Here is a 15905-nt window from a genome sequence, read left to right as displayed (position 1 = left end):
CTTGGCGGGGTGCTGCATATATGACTCGCCTCAACAGGCGTCTAAATCACTAGAATAATACATAATGGTGTCCGCGGCGGGATTCGAACCTTATTTTAAATGATTTGTCTAACATCTATAATTTCTATTCAGTCCCATTAAAGTCTCTGTTTCTTGCTTTGAATGACTCATAAGGCTTTTATTAAAGATTATTTGAGCCGATTAGGGAGAAAACATGCTAGTAGAAATAGGAACTCTCATAAGATTAGTTTTTTAAGCTGAGCTGAAGGCTAGATTATGTATAAAAGTGTATATCGAACAACAGAAATTTAAATGTTATTTTTTATCAAAATATACTTAAGGGAAATGTGATATGAAGAATAATAAAAAGAAATCTGAACAGAATTATGCCTTGGATGAACAAGTTGGTTTTCTGTTACGGCGTGCTTATCAGCGTCATACAGCTATTTTTCAGGAGCATATTCCAGACCAACATCTTACCTCTGCGCAATTTGCTGTTTTGGTTACCACCCATAAACTTGGTCAGGCTTCTTTGGTTCAGATTAGCCATGAAGCTGCGATTGATCATGCGACATTGCGTGACATTGTATCGCGTCTAAAAAAACGTGGGTTGTTGAAGGTAGAACAGAGTAAGCAAGATCGTAGGCAGAAACTTGTTTCGCTCATGCCTGAAGGTGAACAACTTTTACATGAGACCACTCCTGTAGCACGGCAGGTGACTGATATAACGTTGTCTCCGTTAAATGAGTGTGAGCAGATTGCTGTGCTCCATATTTTACAGAAGTTATCTCATTTTGAAGTATAATGCTGTCATATTGGCATCTTATTGATGGCAGAGAAATACGCTACGGCTACATCTGTTGTTATAGAAAATCATAAAAATATAACTAGTTTTAATACTTTAAAATTCTGATGATTTTCGTAATTTGAAAATCTCAGGCTATTTTGCACGAAGAGCAAAGAATAATAAAACTATAAAAATCAATATGTTATAAAAAAACGTAACGATAATGAAATTATTATCTTGACGTTTCTCCGTTCCTCCCTGAACATTCATATATCGCGTATACGCTATTAAGTCTGTAATTTTACTGCTGGTCGGAGAGTTAATATGTCAGGTGGAGTTCGTATAGGCATTGCAGGGGCAGGGCTTGGTGGCGTTGCAGCAGCAGGGCTGCTGGAGAAAGCTGGTTTTGATGTTGTTCTGTTTGATCAGGCTCCCGCTTTTTCTCGGCTGGGTGCGGGCATCCAGTTTGGTCCCAACGTCCTTAAAATTCTCGCCACTTTAGATGGTCTCGATAAAAAGCTAGAAGAAATTTCATGTCTTCCTGATTATTGGCTCAGCCGTAAGTGGGACGACGGCACAGTTATGGCCAAGATTCCGCTTAATGCTGAACGGGGACGCTATGGTGCGCCTTATATTACCATTCATCGTGGTGATCTGCATCAGGCTATGCTGGATTGTGTAAGTTCGGAACGTGTGAAATGGGCTCACAAACTGGTCGATTTTACAGATGATGGTCACGGCGTTACACTGAATTTCGAAAACGGCGCTTCAGAAAAGGTTGATATCCTTATTGGTGCTGACGGTATAAACTCACGTGTACGCGAAAAAATCTTCGGTTTGGATGAGGCTGTTTATACCGGATGGATTGCACATCGTGCCATTATTCCGGGTGCAGCCGCCAAGAGCTTGGGAGCTGACCTGAACGCGAAGTGGTGGTCTGCTGATCGGCATATCGTGTGCTATTATCTTGATAAGAACGAGGATGAGTTCTACCTGGTAACAGGGGAGCCAGCAGAATGGACTTCTCGTGCAGGACAGTTGCCAAGCTCACGTGAAGCGTTGCGTGAAGCATTCAAGGGCTTCCATCCAATGGTTCAGGGCTATATCGACGCGACTGATGTTGTTACGAAATGGCCGCTTAAAACGCGTGCACCATTGCCTGTTTGGTATCAAGGTCGTTCTGTATTGCTGGGAGATGCTTGCCACCCAATGAAGCCGCATATGGCGCAAGGGGCGGCTATGGCAGTGGAAGATGCAGCTGTTTTGGCCCGGTGCCTTACTGAGTTAGGTACAAAGGATCTGGAACGTACATTCCGTTCTTATCATGAAGCACGAAAAGAGCGTGCGACCAAAGTTCAGAGCATTTCCAATGCCAATACATGGCTACGGCAGCCTGAAGATCCTTACTGGTGTTACGGTGATAATATCTACGATCTGACAATCGAATAAGCGTAGAAAAGAGGATGGGCGTTATGGCAGCCAGCGTCTTTCTAACAGTTAATGGCCGCCGTCATACCATTACGGCAGTCGGGAATACGCCGCTTCTTACAGTTTTGCGTAATGATTTGGGGCTGAATGGCCCCAAATATGGCTGCGGTTTAGGGGCATGTGGTGCCTGCACGGTGCTAATGGACGGGAAAGCTGCACGGAGTTGTGTGGTCTCGTTAAACGCTGCAGCAAAGTGTAAAAACATTGTGACACTGGAAGGCCTTTCTCCAGATGGAAGTGATCCTGTGCAAAAGGCTGTGGTTGCAGCACAGGCAGCGCAGTGCGGCTATTGCCTGAACGGTATGGTCATGACGCTGCGGGCGTTTTTAGACGCGACCCCCAATCCCGATGAAGACGCACTAAAGGCTGCCCTGCGCTATAATCTTTGTCGTTGTGGCACTCATGTAGAAATTATGCGTGCTGCACGAATTGCAGCCGGATTGGAAAAGGAGGATAGCGGAAAATGACCGGTGTGCTCCAGATATTCCGGAAATCACTTCCTCCCCAAGGGCTTTCTGCACGAGGAGAATTTATCCCACGGGATGAGGTGCTGGTTCAGGTTGATGAAAACGGTCAGATTTTAGGGTTTTGTGGGCATGTAGATCTTGGGACAGGTATTGCAACTTCTCTGGCTCAGATTGTAGCAGAAGAACTGGATGCAGATCCTACATATGTCCGGATGGTATTGGGGCATACAGATCGTACCCCTGATCAAGGGGCGACAATTGCAAGTGAGACCATTCAGGTTTCATCTCGTCCGTTACGTCGGGCAGCGGCGCAGGCACGCAAGTTGCTGCTACAACGTGCTGCGCAACTTACAAAATTCCCTGTTGAATCATTATCTTTCCGCAATGGGAAGTTAACAGGATCTTTGCCCGGAATAACAAACTGGGGGATGGGAGATATTGTACGTGGTGTTCAAATCCGTGAGGAATTGGATGAAACTACGCCGGTGAAGCCTCCATCTGAATATCGTCTGGTGGGCCGCAGCCATCCGCGGGTCGATATTCCGGATAAAGTAACGGGCCGCATGGTTTATGTGCATGATGTGCGCGTAGAGGGCATGCTGCATGGTCGTGTTATTCGGCCTCCCTATGCGGGTTATGATCATGGTCCGTTTGTAGGGCGTTCGTTATTAAAGGTGGACCGTGCATCTGTGACCCATATTGAGGGCCTTGTGGATGTAGTGGTGATTGGTGATTTTGTCGGGGTGGTTGCTGAGCGTGAAGAACAGGCAATTGCAGCGGCAGAAGCGTTACAAGTTACGTGGGCACCAGTTGCTGTACCAGATCTTTCAGATCCGATAGAAGCGATACGGGCTAACCCGTACGAGCCTCGCGTTGTTTTGGATCGTGGAGATGTGGATGCGACGTTGGGTAAACTCTCCCATCGTCTAGATCGCGAATACCATTGGCCTTATCAGATGCATGGCTCTATTGGGCCTTCTTGCTCTGTGGCATCTTGGCATGAAGGTAGCCTGACAGTTTGGTCTGGCACGCAAAATCCGCATATGTTGCAAGCCGATATCGCGTTGTTGATGGATTTGCCTGTTACCAACGTAACAGTTATTCGTCACGAAGCAGCAGGATGTTACGGGCGGAATTGTGCGGATGATGTGGGGGGTGATGCCGCTCTTCTTTCTCGCGCAGTTGGGCGGCCTGTTCGGGTTCAGCTTTCCCGTGCTCAGGAACATGTTTGGGAACCTAAAGGCGCGGCCCAGCTTGTGCGTATTGAAGGTGGACTGGATGCTAATGGTGCGCCTGTCGCTTATAATTTAGATACAAGTTACCCTTCCAATGTATCGCCATTGCTGGCGCTGGTGCTGACTGGGCAAGTGCCTGCGGAAGTACCTGCTGTAGCTCAGATGGGGGATAGAACGTCTATCCCTCCTTATGATTATGCGAATGCACGGGTTACAGTAAAAGATATGCCGCCTTTGGCGCGTGCTTCATGGTTTCGTGGTGTATCTGCACTGCCCAACAGCTTTGCGCACGATAGCTATATTGATGAACTGGCAGCAGAGGCAGGCGTAGATCCACTGGAGTATCGCCTGCGTTATCTTCCAGATACACGTGCTGCAGAACTTCTTAAGGCAACAGCGGCAAAAGCTGGATGGGAACCGCGTACGCAACCGCCTCAGGTTGATCCAAAGGAACGTATCCTGCGCGGGCGTGGATTGGCCTATGCGCTGTATGTTCATGGGCCTTTCCCTGGCAAGCCGGCTGCATGGTCTGCATGGGTAGCTGATGTTGCAGTTGATCGCCTTACAGGTGAAGTAAGCGTGACGCGTGCTGTGGTCGGGCAAGATGCTGGGTTGATGATCAATCCGGCCGGTATTCGTCACCAACTGCATGGTAATGTGGTGCAGTCCACAAGCCGTGTGCTGACAGAGCAGGTTAAGTTCGACCATGAAGGTGTAGAAAGCCGGGAATGGGGCGGATATCCGATTATTCAATTTCCAGATATTCCTGAAATCAATCCGGTGCTTATGAATCGCCCGGAGGAGCCCCCTCTCGGAGCAGGAGAGTCTGCATCCGTGCCTAGTGCCGCAGCTATTGCAAATGCAATATATGCTGCTACTGGCGTGCGTTTTCGGGATGTTCCATTTACACCTGAAAAAGTCAAAACGCGTCTGGATGAGGTGTTGGGGCCGTTAGAGCGCTCTTCTGTTGTACCTTTAGTGCCGTTGTCTTTTCATGGAGAAGGTGCCCGTCCGGCTATGGCAAGCCAGGGATGGAAAAGCTTGCTACGTAAGGCTGGGTTAGGGGCGGCTTTGGCCGTGGCAGGCAGTGCATTAGCAACAGTTTTGCCATGGCGTGCACCTATCGCTCCAGTTGCTCCCCCAGTGCCCGGTATGTTTTCTGCGGAAATTATCGCTAAAGGCAAACAGGTTGCAGCAGCGGGAGATTGTGCTGTTTGCCATACAATCCCGGGCGGTAAAGAAAATGCTGGTGGTTTTGCGTTGGAAACACCATTCGGCACGATTTATTCTACTAACCTAACGCCAGATCCTAAAACAGGTATTGGCCAATGGTCTTATGCAGCCTTTGAACGCGCCATGCGTGAAGGAATTAGCCGTGATGGAAGGCATTTGTATCCGGCCTTTCCTTATACGGCATTTGCAAAAACAAGTGATGCAGACATGCAGGCGCTTTACGCTTACCTGATGTCGCAGGAACCTGTAGAGCAGAAGCTTCCCAAAACGTCATTGAAATTTCCGTATAACTTACGTTTTTCCATGGCCGGGTGGAATACGCTGTTTCATAGTACAGCGCCGTTTGTGCCGGATCAGAACCGTTCAGAGCAGTGGAATAGGGGAGCATATCTGGCGGAAGGTTTGGGTCACTGTTCTGCATGCCATACGCCACGGAATGCTTTGGGGGCAGAGCGCTGGAAAACAGCTTATCTGGCTGGAGGAGAAGCTGAAGGTTGGGTTGCTCCCGCATTATCTACACTGTCACGCTCTCCACTGCCCTGGAGCGAAGATGATCTTTACGCCTATTTGCGTACTGGCTTCAGTCCCAATCATGGCCCTGCTGGCGGCCCTATGGCACCTGTTGTGCACGCCATGGAAGACCTGCCAGATGTAGATGTGCGGGCTATAGCCCATTACATTGCCTCTTTTGATACAAGGCAAACGGCAGAGGGCGCACCAGCCTTACGACAACAGATACTGACCCGCACTGCAGATCTTCAATCCATGGAGAAAGGGGAAGGGGCACGTATCTACAATTCAGGCTGTGCAGTGTGTCATGAAGGGGAAGGGACGCATCTGTATGGAGCACGCCCTCAATTGGCGCTGAACAGTAATGTATGGGCCGATACACCAGATAATCTTATTCGTGTGGTGCTTGATGGTGCACCATCACCAGCACATCAGGCAGCCAATATGATGCCAGCTTACCGTAACCTGTTCTCTGATCGGCAGATTGCGGAAGTCGTGGCCTTCCTGCGTCGCACCATGGCTCCGGAAAAAGGGGAATGGAGCGATCTTGTTGCTCGGGTTGCGCGTATTCGTGCGGAAGGAGGACACTAAGCCATGTGTCTTTTGCCTTTTGTCCAGCAGCGTCACACCGGAACGCCTTTTTTAGGGGAACATTCCAATGCCCGTAAGTGATTTTGAACTCGTCCAATCATGGCGTCAGGTTCTGGATCTTTGTAATTTACAGAGCGGTCAGAGCGTTACAATCCTGACCTCAATAGGAACAAATGCACAGACCTTACGTTGCGCTCTTCTTGCGGTGCAGGAAAAAGGTGCCATTGCTAATCGGCTTGATTTGCAACCTACCAATGGTGGAACGTCTCTTTCACGAGATCCTTTAGCTTATGTTGGCACAACACCACTTACTGGTAACAGGGCCGCAGTAGAAATGTTAAAGGCCAGTGATCTTGTTCTGGATCTTATGACATTGCTTTTCTCTGCTGAACAACATGAGATTTTAGATGCTGGTGGGCGTATTCTACTGGTAGTAGAACCACCAGATGTGTTGGTGCGTATGACGCCTACAGCCGAGGATCGTACGCGCGTGCTGAAGAATTCAGCACGGCTCAAAGCTGCCAAAGTTATGAAAGTAACATCTGCAGCAGGCACGGATGCTACGTTTGCGTTGGGTGAATATCCTATTTTGGAAGAATACGGTTTTGTAGATAAACCGGGAAGATGGGACCATTGGCCAAGCGGTTTTTTGGCAACATGGGCAAATGAAGGCTCGGCTGAAGGCAAGATTGTGCTGGCGCCAGGGGATATTCTTCTGCCGCAGAAAAGTTACATCACGGCCCCTATTACGTGTCATTTGGAAAAAGGCTACGTGCGCGCTATTGAAGGTGGTTTTGAAGCTGATCACCTGCGTGATTACATGGAAAGTTTTCATGACCCCGAAGTTTTTGCGGTTTCGCACATAGGCTGGGGACTACAGAACCGCGCACATTGGTCTGTGATGGGGTTCTATGATCGAGAGGCAAGTATTGGCATGGATCCGCGTGCTTGTGCCGGTAATTTCCTATGGTCCACTGGCCCTAATAATGAAGCTGGTGGTGACCGTGATACTGCCTGCCATATTGATATTCCCATGCGTGATTGCACAGTAATGCTGGATGATGAAGCCGTGGTGCGAAATGGTAAACTGGTTGGAGAATCCAAATGACAACAGAAGATATGCGTGATGAGGCACGATATCAGAAACAGGGTTTTGGTAACGAGATCGGCATTGTTGGAGGTGTCGGCCTGTTAATCATTGATTTTGTCAATGGTTTTGCTGATCCGGAAGCATTTGGCGGTGGGAATATTCCGCAGGCTATTGAACGTACGCAGGATCTACTTGCATTTGCACGCGAGAAAGGTTGGAAAGTTGCGCATTCACGCATCATTTTTGCGGATGATGGTGCTGATGCGAATATTTTTTCCCTAAAGGTTCCTTCTATGTTGGGGCTTACGGAAAATAATCCGGCTTCGGCTATTGTGCCTGAACTTGCACCGGTGCCGGGTGAATATGTTGTGCGTAAAACGGTGCCTTCTGCATTTGCAGGCACACCGCTTGCTGCTTGGTTTGTAAGCCACGGTGTGCAGACTGTGGTGGTGGCGGGTTGTGTAACATCGGGTTGTGTACGTGCAAGCGTGCTGGATGCCATGCAGGCTGGTTTTCGCCCTGTTGTTATCTCAGATTGCGTAGGAGATCGCGCAATTGGCCCGCATGAGGCCAATCTGTTCGATATGGCCCAGAAAGTTGCAGACGTTATGCCGTTGGACGCGCTGCTATCCCGCATTTCTAATTAATATTCAGGAGATTATTGAGTTATGAGTGAAGAAAAATTTCTTTATGGTGCCAACGTATATGCCAACGGTATTCGTCAGCATTATCTGCGGTATGGTGGCAAAGGTAAGCCGTTGGTGTTGGCTCCTGGCATTACCAGCCCTGCCATTACATGGGGGTTTGTAGGAGAACGGCTTGCTGCGGATCATGATGTTTACATTCTTGATATACGTGGGCGGGGCCTTTCTTCAACCGGGCCAGATCTAGATTATGATCTGGATAGCTATGCTGATGATATTTTGGAATTCATTAAAGCGCTTGGTCTGAAGGATGTTACACTCATGGGGCATTCCATGGGGGCACGTATTGCTATTCGTGCTGCGCGCAAGAATTCAGTAGATCTTGCTCAGCTTATTTTGGTTGATCCTCCTGTTAGCGGCCCCGGACGGCGTGCTTATCCTGCAAATTTAGACTGGTATACAGAATCTATTCGCCTTTCCCGTAAGGGGATGAGTGCTGAAGACATGCAGCGTTTTTGTCCGACATGGACAGAGGAGCAGCGTCAACTACGTGCTGAATGGCTGCATACTTGTGATGAACTGGCAACACGCATTTCGTTCGAAAAATTCCACACGGAAGACATTCATCAGGACCTTCCACATTTGAAGGTGCCAGCTCGTTTGGTTGTCGCAACACGCGGTGGGGTGATTCAGAAAGAAGATGAAGCTGAAATATCCAGTTTGAACAGTGCTATTGAGATCGTGCACGTTGAAAACGCGGGACATATGATCCCGTGGGATAATGAAGAAGGCTTTTATAGCGCTGTTACTGTAAAATAGCCCTAAATTTGAAACTGCTGAATAAAGCAGGAACTTTAAGGGGACACTCATTTTTATGGGTGATCCCATTTATTGTCTTCACAAGAGGTTCTGATGAAGAAAATTTATCGTATCGGGCAGATTGTTCCCAGTTCCAACATTACAATGGAAACGGAAATTCCTGCACTGTTAAAGCTGCGTGAAAATATTCGGCCAGAACGGTTTACGTTTCATTCTGCACGTATGCGCATGAAAACGGTGAGTAAGGATGAGCTGGCTGCCATGGACGGGCAATCAGACCGTTGCGCGTTTGAACTGAGTGATGCAGCTTTGGATGTGCTGGGTTATGCCTGCCTTGTTGCCACTATGTCCATGGGGCCGGGCTATCACCGTGTTTCCGAAAAGCGCCTACATGAACGAACAGTTGAAAACGGACATCCTGCGCCTGTTACCACCAGTGCAGGAGCGCTGATTGAGGGCTTAAAGGTTCTTGGTGCCAAGAAAATTGTGGTTGTAGCACCTTACATGCGGCCTTTGACGGAATTGGTAGTGGATTACATCAGCCGCGAAGGTATTGATGTTATTGATTATGTGGCGCTGGAAATTCCAGATAATCTGGACGTGGGGCGTCATGATTGCCTGCGTTTACCGGAGATTGTGAAGGGCTTACGTTATCAGGATGCTGATGCAGTTATTGTTTCGGCTTGTGTGCAGATGCCTTCGCTTCCCGTTGTATCTATGGTGGAAGCTATAACTGGCAAACCGACTTTGAGTGCTGCTGTAGCAACAACGTATGCCATGCTTAAAGCCATGAAGTTGGAAGCAGTAGCACCTGGGGGTGGTGCACTTCTTTCTGGCGCATATTAAACTTATTGGTGGAGAGGTTACATGTATTTTCCTCTCCATCAAAAATTTTAAAAGCGAGTAGATGTGTTTTTATAAAATGTGATGTGTACGCTAATTATATATATTATTACTTCTTTTATATCAAAAACATTTGTAAATTATTATATTTTTTGAACATAATAATTTTCTCAATTTATGTTGTCTGTAAAATATTTAGCCTGAGTGAAATCATCTAAAATTTCTGTGTTGGCGCGTTGCGCAAAGGACACATCGGAAAATAATGTTTCGAATAAGAAATATAATCTTTACAACTATGGTGTGTACGCGACTATCTTATCATATCGGAATCGCAATAAATTTCTCGGGCGGTGTGGGGCTGTTTGTTGGAAGTTTCTTGCTGGTAATATGTGATCTGGAGTGCTCATGCGAAGTGTTGCTGTTTCCGGGCAGACAAGCCGTTCCGAGCAAAGCGGGAACAGGCTTTTTAGTACAATGGCGTGGCGTATTTTGCCGCTACTTTTTCTTGGTTTTTTGGCATCCTATCTAGATCGGGTGAATGTTGGATATGCCAAACTGCGTATGCTGTCTGATTTGGGGATGAGTGAAGCTGCGTATGGTTTGGGTACGGGGCTATTCTTTCTTGGTTACATTTTGTGCGAAGTCCCCAGTAACCTGATGCTGGTTAAATTTGGTGCGCGTAACTGGATTGCTCGTATCCTTGTAACGTGGGGATTGTGCTCTGGCCTGATGATGTTTGTGCATACACCCACACAGTTTTATATTCTGCGTATTCTATTGGGTGTTGCAGAAGCAGGTTTTATGCCTGGTGTGCTGTATTATTTGGCATTGTGGTTTCCTCCTCAGTATCGCTCCAAAGTCACTGCGGCTTTTATGGCGGGTATTCCTTTAGCCAGTGTGATTGGCGGCCCTGTGTCTGGCCTGTTGATGGACAGGCTGAATGGTGTAGCTGGTTATGAAGGTTGGCGTTGGCTTTTTTTCTGGGAAGCATTGCCACCGGTCCTTATTGGGGTAGCTGTTTTTCTATTTCTGCCGACGTCACCAGATAAAGCTACATGGCTCACTGCATCAGAAAGTGAGTGGCTGCGTCGTGAAAATCCGCTGCCTTCTGATAAGGTTAGTCTTTCTGTTAGTATTGGTGCGGCATTTCGCAGCCCGTGGGTATGGCTTTTGGGCATTGTGGATGGAACGTTACTTCTGGGTTTATATACAATTGCTTTTTGGACACCTTCATTGCTGCATGATGATGGCATTCGTTCTACCTTTCAAATCGGTTGCCTCAGCGCTATTCCGCAAATTGGTGCTGTAGCCAGTATGTTTCTGATCGGGCGGAGTTCCGATGAGCGAGGTGAGCGCCGGTGGCATATTGTTCTTCCTATTGTTGTGGGCAGTATTGCAATGGCGTGTATTCCGTTGTGCATGGGCAATCCATTTATCGTTATTGCCTGTATTACAGCGGCCAATATGGGTATTCTTGGTGCGCTCCCACCTTTTTGGGTATTGCCGTCCATTATGCTTAAGGGAAGTAGCGCTGCGGTTGGGCTGGCATTGGCGGGTTCCATTGCCAATATAGCAGGATTTTTTGCAACGGCTTTGGTTGGATATGCCCGTAGTGTTACGGGGGATATGTCCGGCGTGATCTGGCTTTTTGCAGGCTTGGTTCTTCTTGGTGGACTTTCGGTTCTGATGATTCCGAAAAACAGCATGAAGTCATTATAAATTCTTTTTCTATATATCATTTTCAGAACAAGTAATTCTTGTTCTGTTCTTGAAAACCACAGGTGATGGGACTGTCCGGAACAAAGTTTCCGTGACACAAATAGGAAAATAACGTGATGCAGAACACGGGTTTACACGCAGTCTCTTTTTCCTGTCGTGCTACAAAATTCATGGGCTGTTGTGGTGTTTTTGGTGGGTTATTGCCAAGTTTGGTATTTGCTGAACCACAACACACCGAAAAGATGGAGCAAGTTGGAAACTTTTACTTTGTTAAAGGTAACAGGCATTATTATGATGCTGCTCATGCACCTACGCAACCTGGTGTGCCCAGGTTTGTGCCGGCGCCTAATGGGGGAGATGGGCCTGTAGCACCTAATGGCAAAGGGGCGCATTCCATTTTGCCACAACCTTACTTCTTTTCCCTCCAATTTAAACCCGTAGCACAGGGAGGGAAATTTCTTGCTGATCACGGTGTTTATTTTAACGGCTGGAATATATCACAGCTAAATGCCAACGTCGGTGGTGGGTATAAAAACGGTTCTGCTTATACTAACTGGGCTTTGTTGGGGCTAAACCTTGATATGCAACGGATAGCCGGGATATCGGGTGGTCAGATGCATTTTATTATCGATGATGTGGCAGGGCAGGGGCGTAGTTGGGAGTATAATGCTTCTGATTGGTCATGGATCAACACATGGGGCAACCATGATGGATTGCAGGTTCGTGAATTTACTTGGGATCAAGAACTTTTTAACAAACATCTTTTTATTCTAGCTGGCCGTTCAAACCCGAAAGGTGGTGAGTTTGAAGGCTCGGAACTGTATTGTCAGTTTGCAACCTTCCTGTGTTCATCACCAACAACATTTACAATTGATGGCTCATCACCATCATTTACGGTTTCATCATGGAGTGCACGTGTGCTGATCAAGCCCACAGCTTCTACGTATATTAAAGGCGGTATCTGGGAAGTAGAGCCTTGGGTGCGCGCCAAAAACCATAATGGTTGGCCTGGGCCAGACTGGGGGTTTGATAAAGCCGAGGGTGAATTCATACCCGTTGAAGCCGGATATCATACAGACTTTACAACAGATAAGTATCCTCGTGCTTATAGCCTTGGTTTTACGTATGATACCTCTATTTATAGTGATCCACTTTATAACACCGAGCATCAGGTTTACGCATTAGCGGGCGGCAAGGCGCAACCACGCCGTGGGCGTACAACTGTATACGCGCAAGCCCAGCAGATGATCTGGAAGCCCGACCCGAATGATACACGGGGGCTTATTGTTTTTGGGTCTGCAAACTTTCTGACATCGGGAGATGGCACCGTAAGAAATGGCTTTGTGGCAGGTCTGTTTGATTGGGGGCCTTTCCGTTCACGACCGAGGGATTATGTAGGCCTCGTGTTCCAGAGTTATTTGTGGAATCGTAAAGTCGTGCATTCCATGAATGCTTCTTTGCAAGCCGAAGGTTATCGCAATCAATGGAATAGTTCGGAAACCATGATGGAACTGAACTATGGCTTGAATGTTGCGCCGGGTGTTATGGCAACGCCTTATTTTGAATATATTTGGAATCCCGATCAGCTTGCATCTTCCAGAGTGCTGCCTAATGTTAAATATGCTGCGCAGGTTGGCTTAATGGTTAACTTTGAAATTAACCCCGGCCTTAATCTTCCTGAACTGCATAGATATAGAAAGTAATATTCTATATCTATGAGAGTTTGCATGGGTATAGGGAATGTTCTGGAAAGCTGGGTATGCTTTCCAGAGTTTCTCATCCTCTTATTACATCAAGGGGGAAATTTTCCTAACACCTGTCGAGAAACACGAAAAAGGGTTTCTCTCAACCAGCGATGTACGGGGTCCATGTCACGGCGTGGATGCCACGCTTGAAAAGCTTCCACGGATGGAAGTGAGAGAGGAAATTCAAAAGATGTCAGCCCAAGGGCTTCTTGAGAGATATGATCAATCACAATGCCTGGTAAAGGCAGAATGAGATCTGTATTTTTCATATTTTCTATCATTGCATGGTAATTGGGCACGACCATTGCAATTCTACGTGTCAGCCCATGTTGATTGCGCAGCATCCAATCAATCGGGCCTTGCGCGCGCCCTCTGCGTGAAACACTGATATAATCGTAACGTACCATGCTTTCCGGTGTGATGGGTTCTGCCAGAATTGGGTGCTCTTTACGCACAAGGCCCCGCATATAGTCTCGGAAAATGGTCTGGCGGCGTATTTCGGGCTTCATCATTTCCGTTGCGCCGATGTACAAATCTACACTGTCATCACGCAACGGGACAGATGCAGCCGCATCGAGTTCGGGTGCCCAGATCACTTCACACCGAGGGCAATCCTTTTTCAAGGCTTCCAAGAGTGGAAGAGCTAGCGCAGCTATAACCAGATCATTAGCCCGAAGGGTAAGGGTAGGCGCCATGTTTGCCAGATTGGCAAGTGCGCGTGTTTCTATAAGGCTATCTGCGGCGACAACAACATTCTGCACCCGGTTGAGTATGCCAGCGGCAAAGGCCGATGGGGTCATGCGTCGGCCAGATTGCACAAGAATGGGGTCAGCAAATGCTTTGCGTAATTTAGCAAGCTGACGGCTCATAGCCGGTTCACTGATTTTTAGCCGACGTGCGGCAAGAGAGACGCTTTCTTCTTCGATAAGCACCTGAAGGTAGCGAAGCAGGTCGAGATCATAACCTTTCATCCTTTCAGAAATAGATGTTGTTTTGTGGAATGACTAGAGTTTTCTATTCCGAAAATCGAATTCGTCACTTATCAGAAATAGGGGTTGTCGAAGGCGCAGTGAACCGTTTGAAGTGCGCTGATGACCAACGCTGCTCCTGCACAAGGGGTTGGTGCACCGGTTATTCATGCCGCGCCACCACGCCCTTCTTATATTCCCCCTTTTGGCCTACGCACTGTTGTTGGCTGTTTGGGTATGCTGCTGGCCGTGCATGTTGCAGGATTTAATGAGCATGTGACCGAGATCGGTCTTTCCGATATTCGGGGGGCCATGCACATCGGCCACGATGAGGGCACGTGGGTTATTGCGATTTATGAGGCGTTTAATATTGCAGCCATGGCGTTTACGCCGTGGTTTTACATGACGTTTTCGATCTATCGCTTTTCCATTTTCATGACAGCAGTTTTGGCACTGCTTTCCATTCCAGCGCCCTTTATGCCGGATGTCACTTCACTTTGCATTCTACGTGCATTTCAAGGGTTAACGGCAGGTTGTTTACCGCCTGTGCTGATGACTGTAATGCTGAAATACCTCCCTCCAGAAATTCGGGTATTTGGTATTGGCGGATACGCCATGAGCGCTACTTTTGGGCCTAATCTGGGTTTGCCGCTGGAAGCATTCTGGTTCGAACGTATGGGCTGGCATTGGCTGTATTGGGAAATTATTCCAACAGCAGCGTTGGCCATTGCGATGATGGCCTATGGCTTGCCGAAAGACCCAATGCATTTTGAGAGGTTTGAAAAGTTTAACTGGCTTGGATTGCTGGTAGGGCTGCCAGCAATTTGTTCCTTGGTGATCGTGTTGTATCAAGGAGATAGGCTGGATTGGTTCCGTTCCCCTGTGATTACGGATCTAACATTCTGGGGTGTGGCAGCATTTATTGTTTTTGTAATTAACGAGGCGTTTCATCCCAGCCCTTATTTTCGCATTCAGTACTGGCGATCTCGTAATATTCAGGCGTCTTTGCTCTCATTGGTGGGTATTCTCGCCATCTGTGCGATTATGGGGGATATTCCCGCAACCTATCTGTCTGCTGTGCGTGGGTATCGGCCTATTCAAACAGCCCCGGTATCGCTGGTGGTTGCGTTGCCGCAGCTTATCATGCTGCCGTTGATTGCCGCTTTTTGTAACAGTCGTAAGGTTGATTGCCGTTTTGTTCTGGCGGGCGGCATGTTGTGTCTGGCCGCTTCTGCATGGTTGGGCACATGGCTGACGGTGGATTGGGTGCGGGATAATTTTTACCCGCTGCAAATTCTCCAGGTTTTTGGCCAACCCATGACGGTTATTCCCACCCTCATGTTGGCGACCCTTGCTATGGGGCCTGCCGATGGTCCGTTTATTTCTGGCATGGTCAATATGCTTAAAGGACTGGCCAATGCGGTTGCCTATGCGCTGTTTGCTGCCTTAACCCGTAGGCGAGAGCAATATCATTCCACCATGTTGCTCGATCATCATGGCACGCATGGTCTAGCCCTGCAGGGCATGGGTAACCCCATCATGCAGCAGCTTTCGGTTACATCGCCAGATAGTGTGCATGTTGCCCGTAATTCACTTCAGGTTTTCCATACCTATGTGCATGAGCAGGCGCTCGTTCTGGCGCTGAACGATATCTATTATGTGCTGATATGGGTCTGCCTTGGATACGCTTGCATGAATCTTATTCTGCCGCGCCGGGTGTATCCGCCGCGTGCGCCTTCTCCCAACACTCCAGCCCGCTAATCCGG

The 15905-nt window shown here is 47.9% G+C and carries 12 protein-coding genes; 11 read left to right on the top strand and 1 reads right to left on the bottom strand.

Annotated elements, in window-relative coordinates:
* The first annotated feature begins 352 nt into the window (after positions 1–352).
* The 10 genes from FKW31_RS07375 (at position 353) to FKW31_RS07330 (ending at position 13129) form a co-directional block, all read left to right on the top strand.
* On the top strand, positions 353–805 hold the full coding sequence (locus tag FKW31_RS07375; protein ID WP_063354666.1) for a MarR family winged helix-turn-helix transcriptional regulator: 453 nt from the start codon (positions 353–355) through the stop codon (positions 803–805).
* 306 nt (positions 806–1111) lie between these two features.
* Entirely contained in the window at positions 1112–2236 is a 1125-nt protein-coding gene (locus FKW31_RS07370) for an FAD-dependent monooxygenase (RefSeq protein WP_006115757.1), read from the top strand.
* Between the two features lie 23 nt (positions 2237–2259).
* On the top strand, positions 2260–2742 hold the full coding sequence (locus tag FKW31_RS07365) for a (2Fe-2S)-binding protein (RefSeq protein WP_063354972.1): 483 nt from the start codon (positions 2260–2262) through the stop codon (positions 2740–2742).
* Positions 2739–6311, top strand: a complete 3573-nt coding sequence (locus FKW31_RS07360; protein WP_150178210.1) for a molybdopterin cofactor-binding domain-containing protein — start codon at positions 2739–2741, stop codon at positions 6309–6311. The genes FKW31_RS07365 and FKW31_RS07360 overlap by 4 nt, the downstream gene beginning before the upstream one ends.
* 67 nt (positions 6312–6378) lie before the next feature.
* The gene (locus tag FKW31_RS07355) at positions 6379–7419 is read left to right on the top strand and encodes a 2,5-dihydroxypyridine 5,6-dioxygenase (RefSeq protein ID WP_089179666.1); all 1041 of its coding nucleotides are present in this window, start codon (positions 6379–6381) and stop codon (positions 7417–7419) included.
* Positions 7416–8048, top strand: coding sequence for an isochorismatase family protein (locus FKW31_RS07350; protein WP_006115760.1), 633 nt, complete (start codon positions 7416–7418; stop codon positions 8046–8048). Before FKW31_RS07355 ends, FKW31_RS07350 begins: the two co-directional genes overlap by 4 nt.
* A 21-nt stretch (positions 8049–8069) precedes the next feature.
* Positions 8070–8864 carry an alpha/beta fold hydrolase gene (locus FKW31_RS07345; RefSeq protein ID WP_150178209.1) on the top strand — a complete coding sequence of 265 codons (795 nt, stop codon included), beginning with the start codon at positions 8070–8072 and terminating at the stop codon, positions 8862–8864.
* Between the two features lie 93 nt (positions 8865–8957).
* Positions 8958–9710: an Asp/Glu racemase gene (locus FKW31_RS07340; RefSeq protein ID WP_150178208.1), complete on the top strand. Its 753-nt coding sequence runs from the start codon at positions 8958–8960 to the stop codon at positions 9708–9710.
* Between the two features lie 402 nt (positions 9711–10112).
* Positions 10113–11426 (top strand): MFS transporter, encoded by a 1314-nt coding sequence (locus FKW31_RS07335; RefSeq protein ID WP_050793108.1) that lies wholly within the window; start codon positions 10113–10115, stop codon positions 11424–11426.
* A 335-nt stretch (positions 11427–11761) separates the two neighbouring features.
* Positions 11762–13129, top strand: coding sequence for a carbohydrate porin (locus tag FKW31_RS07330; protein WP_238332773.1), 1368 nt, complete (start codon positions 11762–11764; stop codon positions 13127–13129).
* A gap of 89 nt (positions 13130–13218) precedes the next feature.
* On the opposite strand, the gene FKW31_RS07325 is transcribed toward FKW31_RS07330, so the two are convergent.
* Positions 13219–14142: a LysR family transcriptional regulator gene (locus FKW31_RS07325; protein WP_150178207.1), complete on the bottom strand. Its 924-nt coding sequence runs from the start codon at positions 14140–14142 to the stop codon at positions 13219–13221.
* 120 nt (positions 14143–14262) lie between these two features.
* On the opposite strand from FKW31_RS07325, the gene FKW31_RS07320 reads away from it, so the two are divergent.
* Positions 14263–15900, top strand: a complete 1638-nt coding sequence (locus tag FKW31_RS07320; RefSeq protein ID WP_150178206.1) for an MFS transporter — start codon at positions 14263–14265, stop codon at positions 15898–15900.
* Positions 15901–15905: the final 5 nt, after the last annotated feature.

This window comes from Acetobacter sp. DmW_136 (assembly GCF_008690365.1).
In the GTDB taxonomy this organism is placed as follows: Bacteria; Pseudomonadota; Alphaproteobacteria; order Acetobacterales; family Acetobacteraceae; genus Acetobacter; species Acetobacter oryzifermentans.
This window is presented reverse-complemented; position numbering and strand designations above follow the sequence as displayed.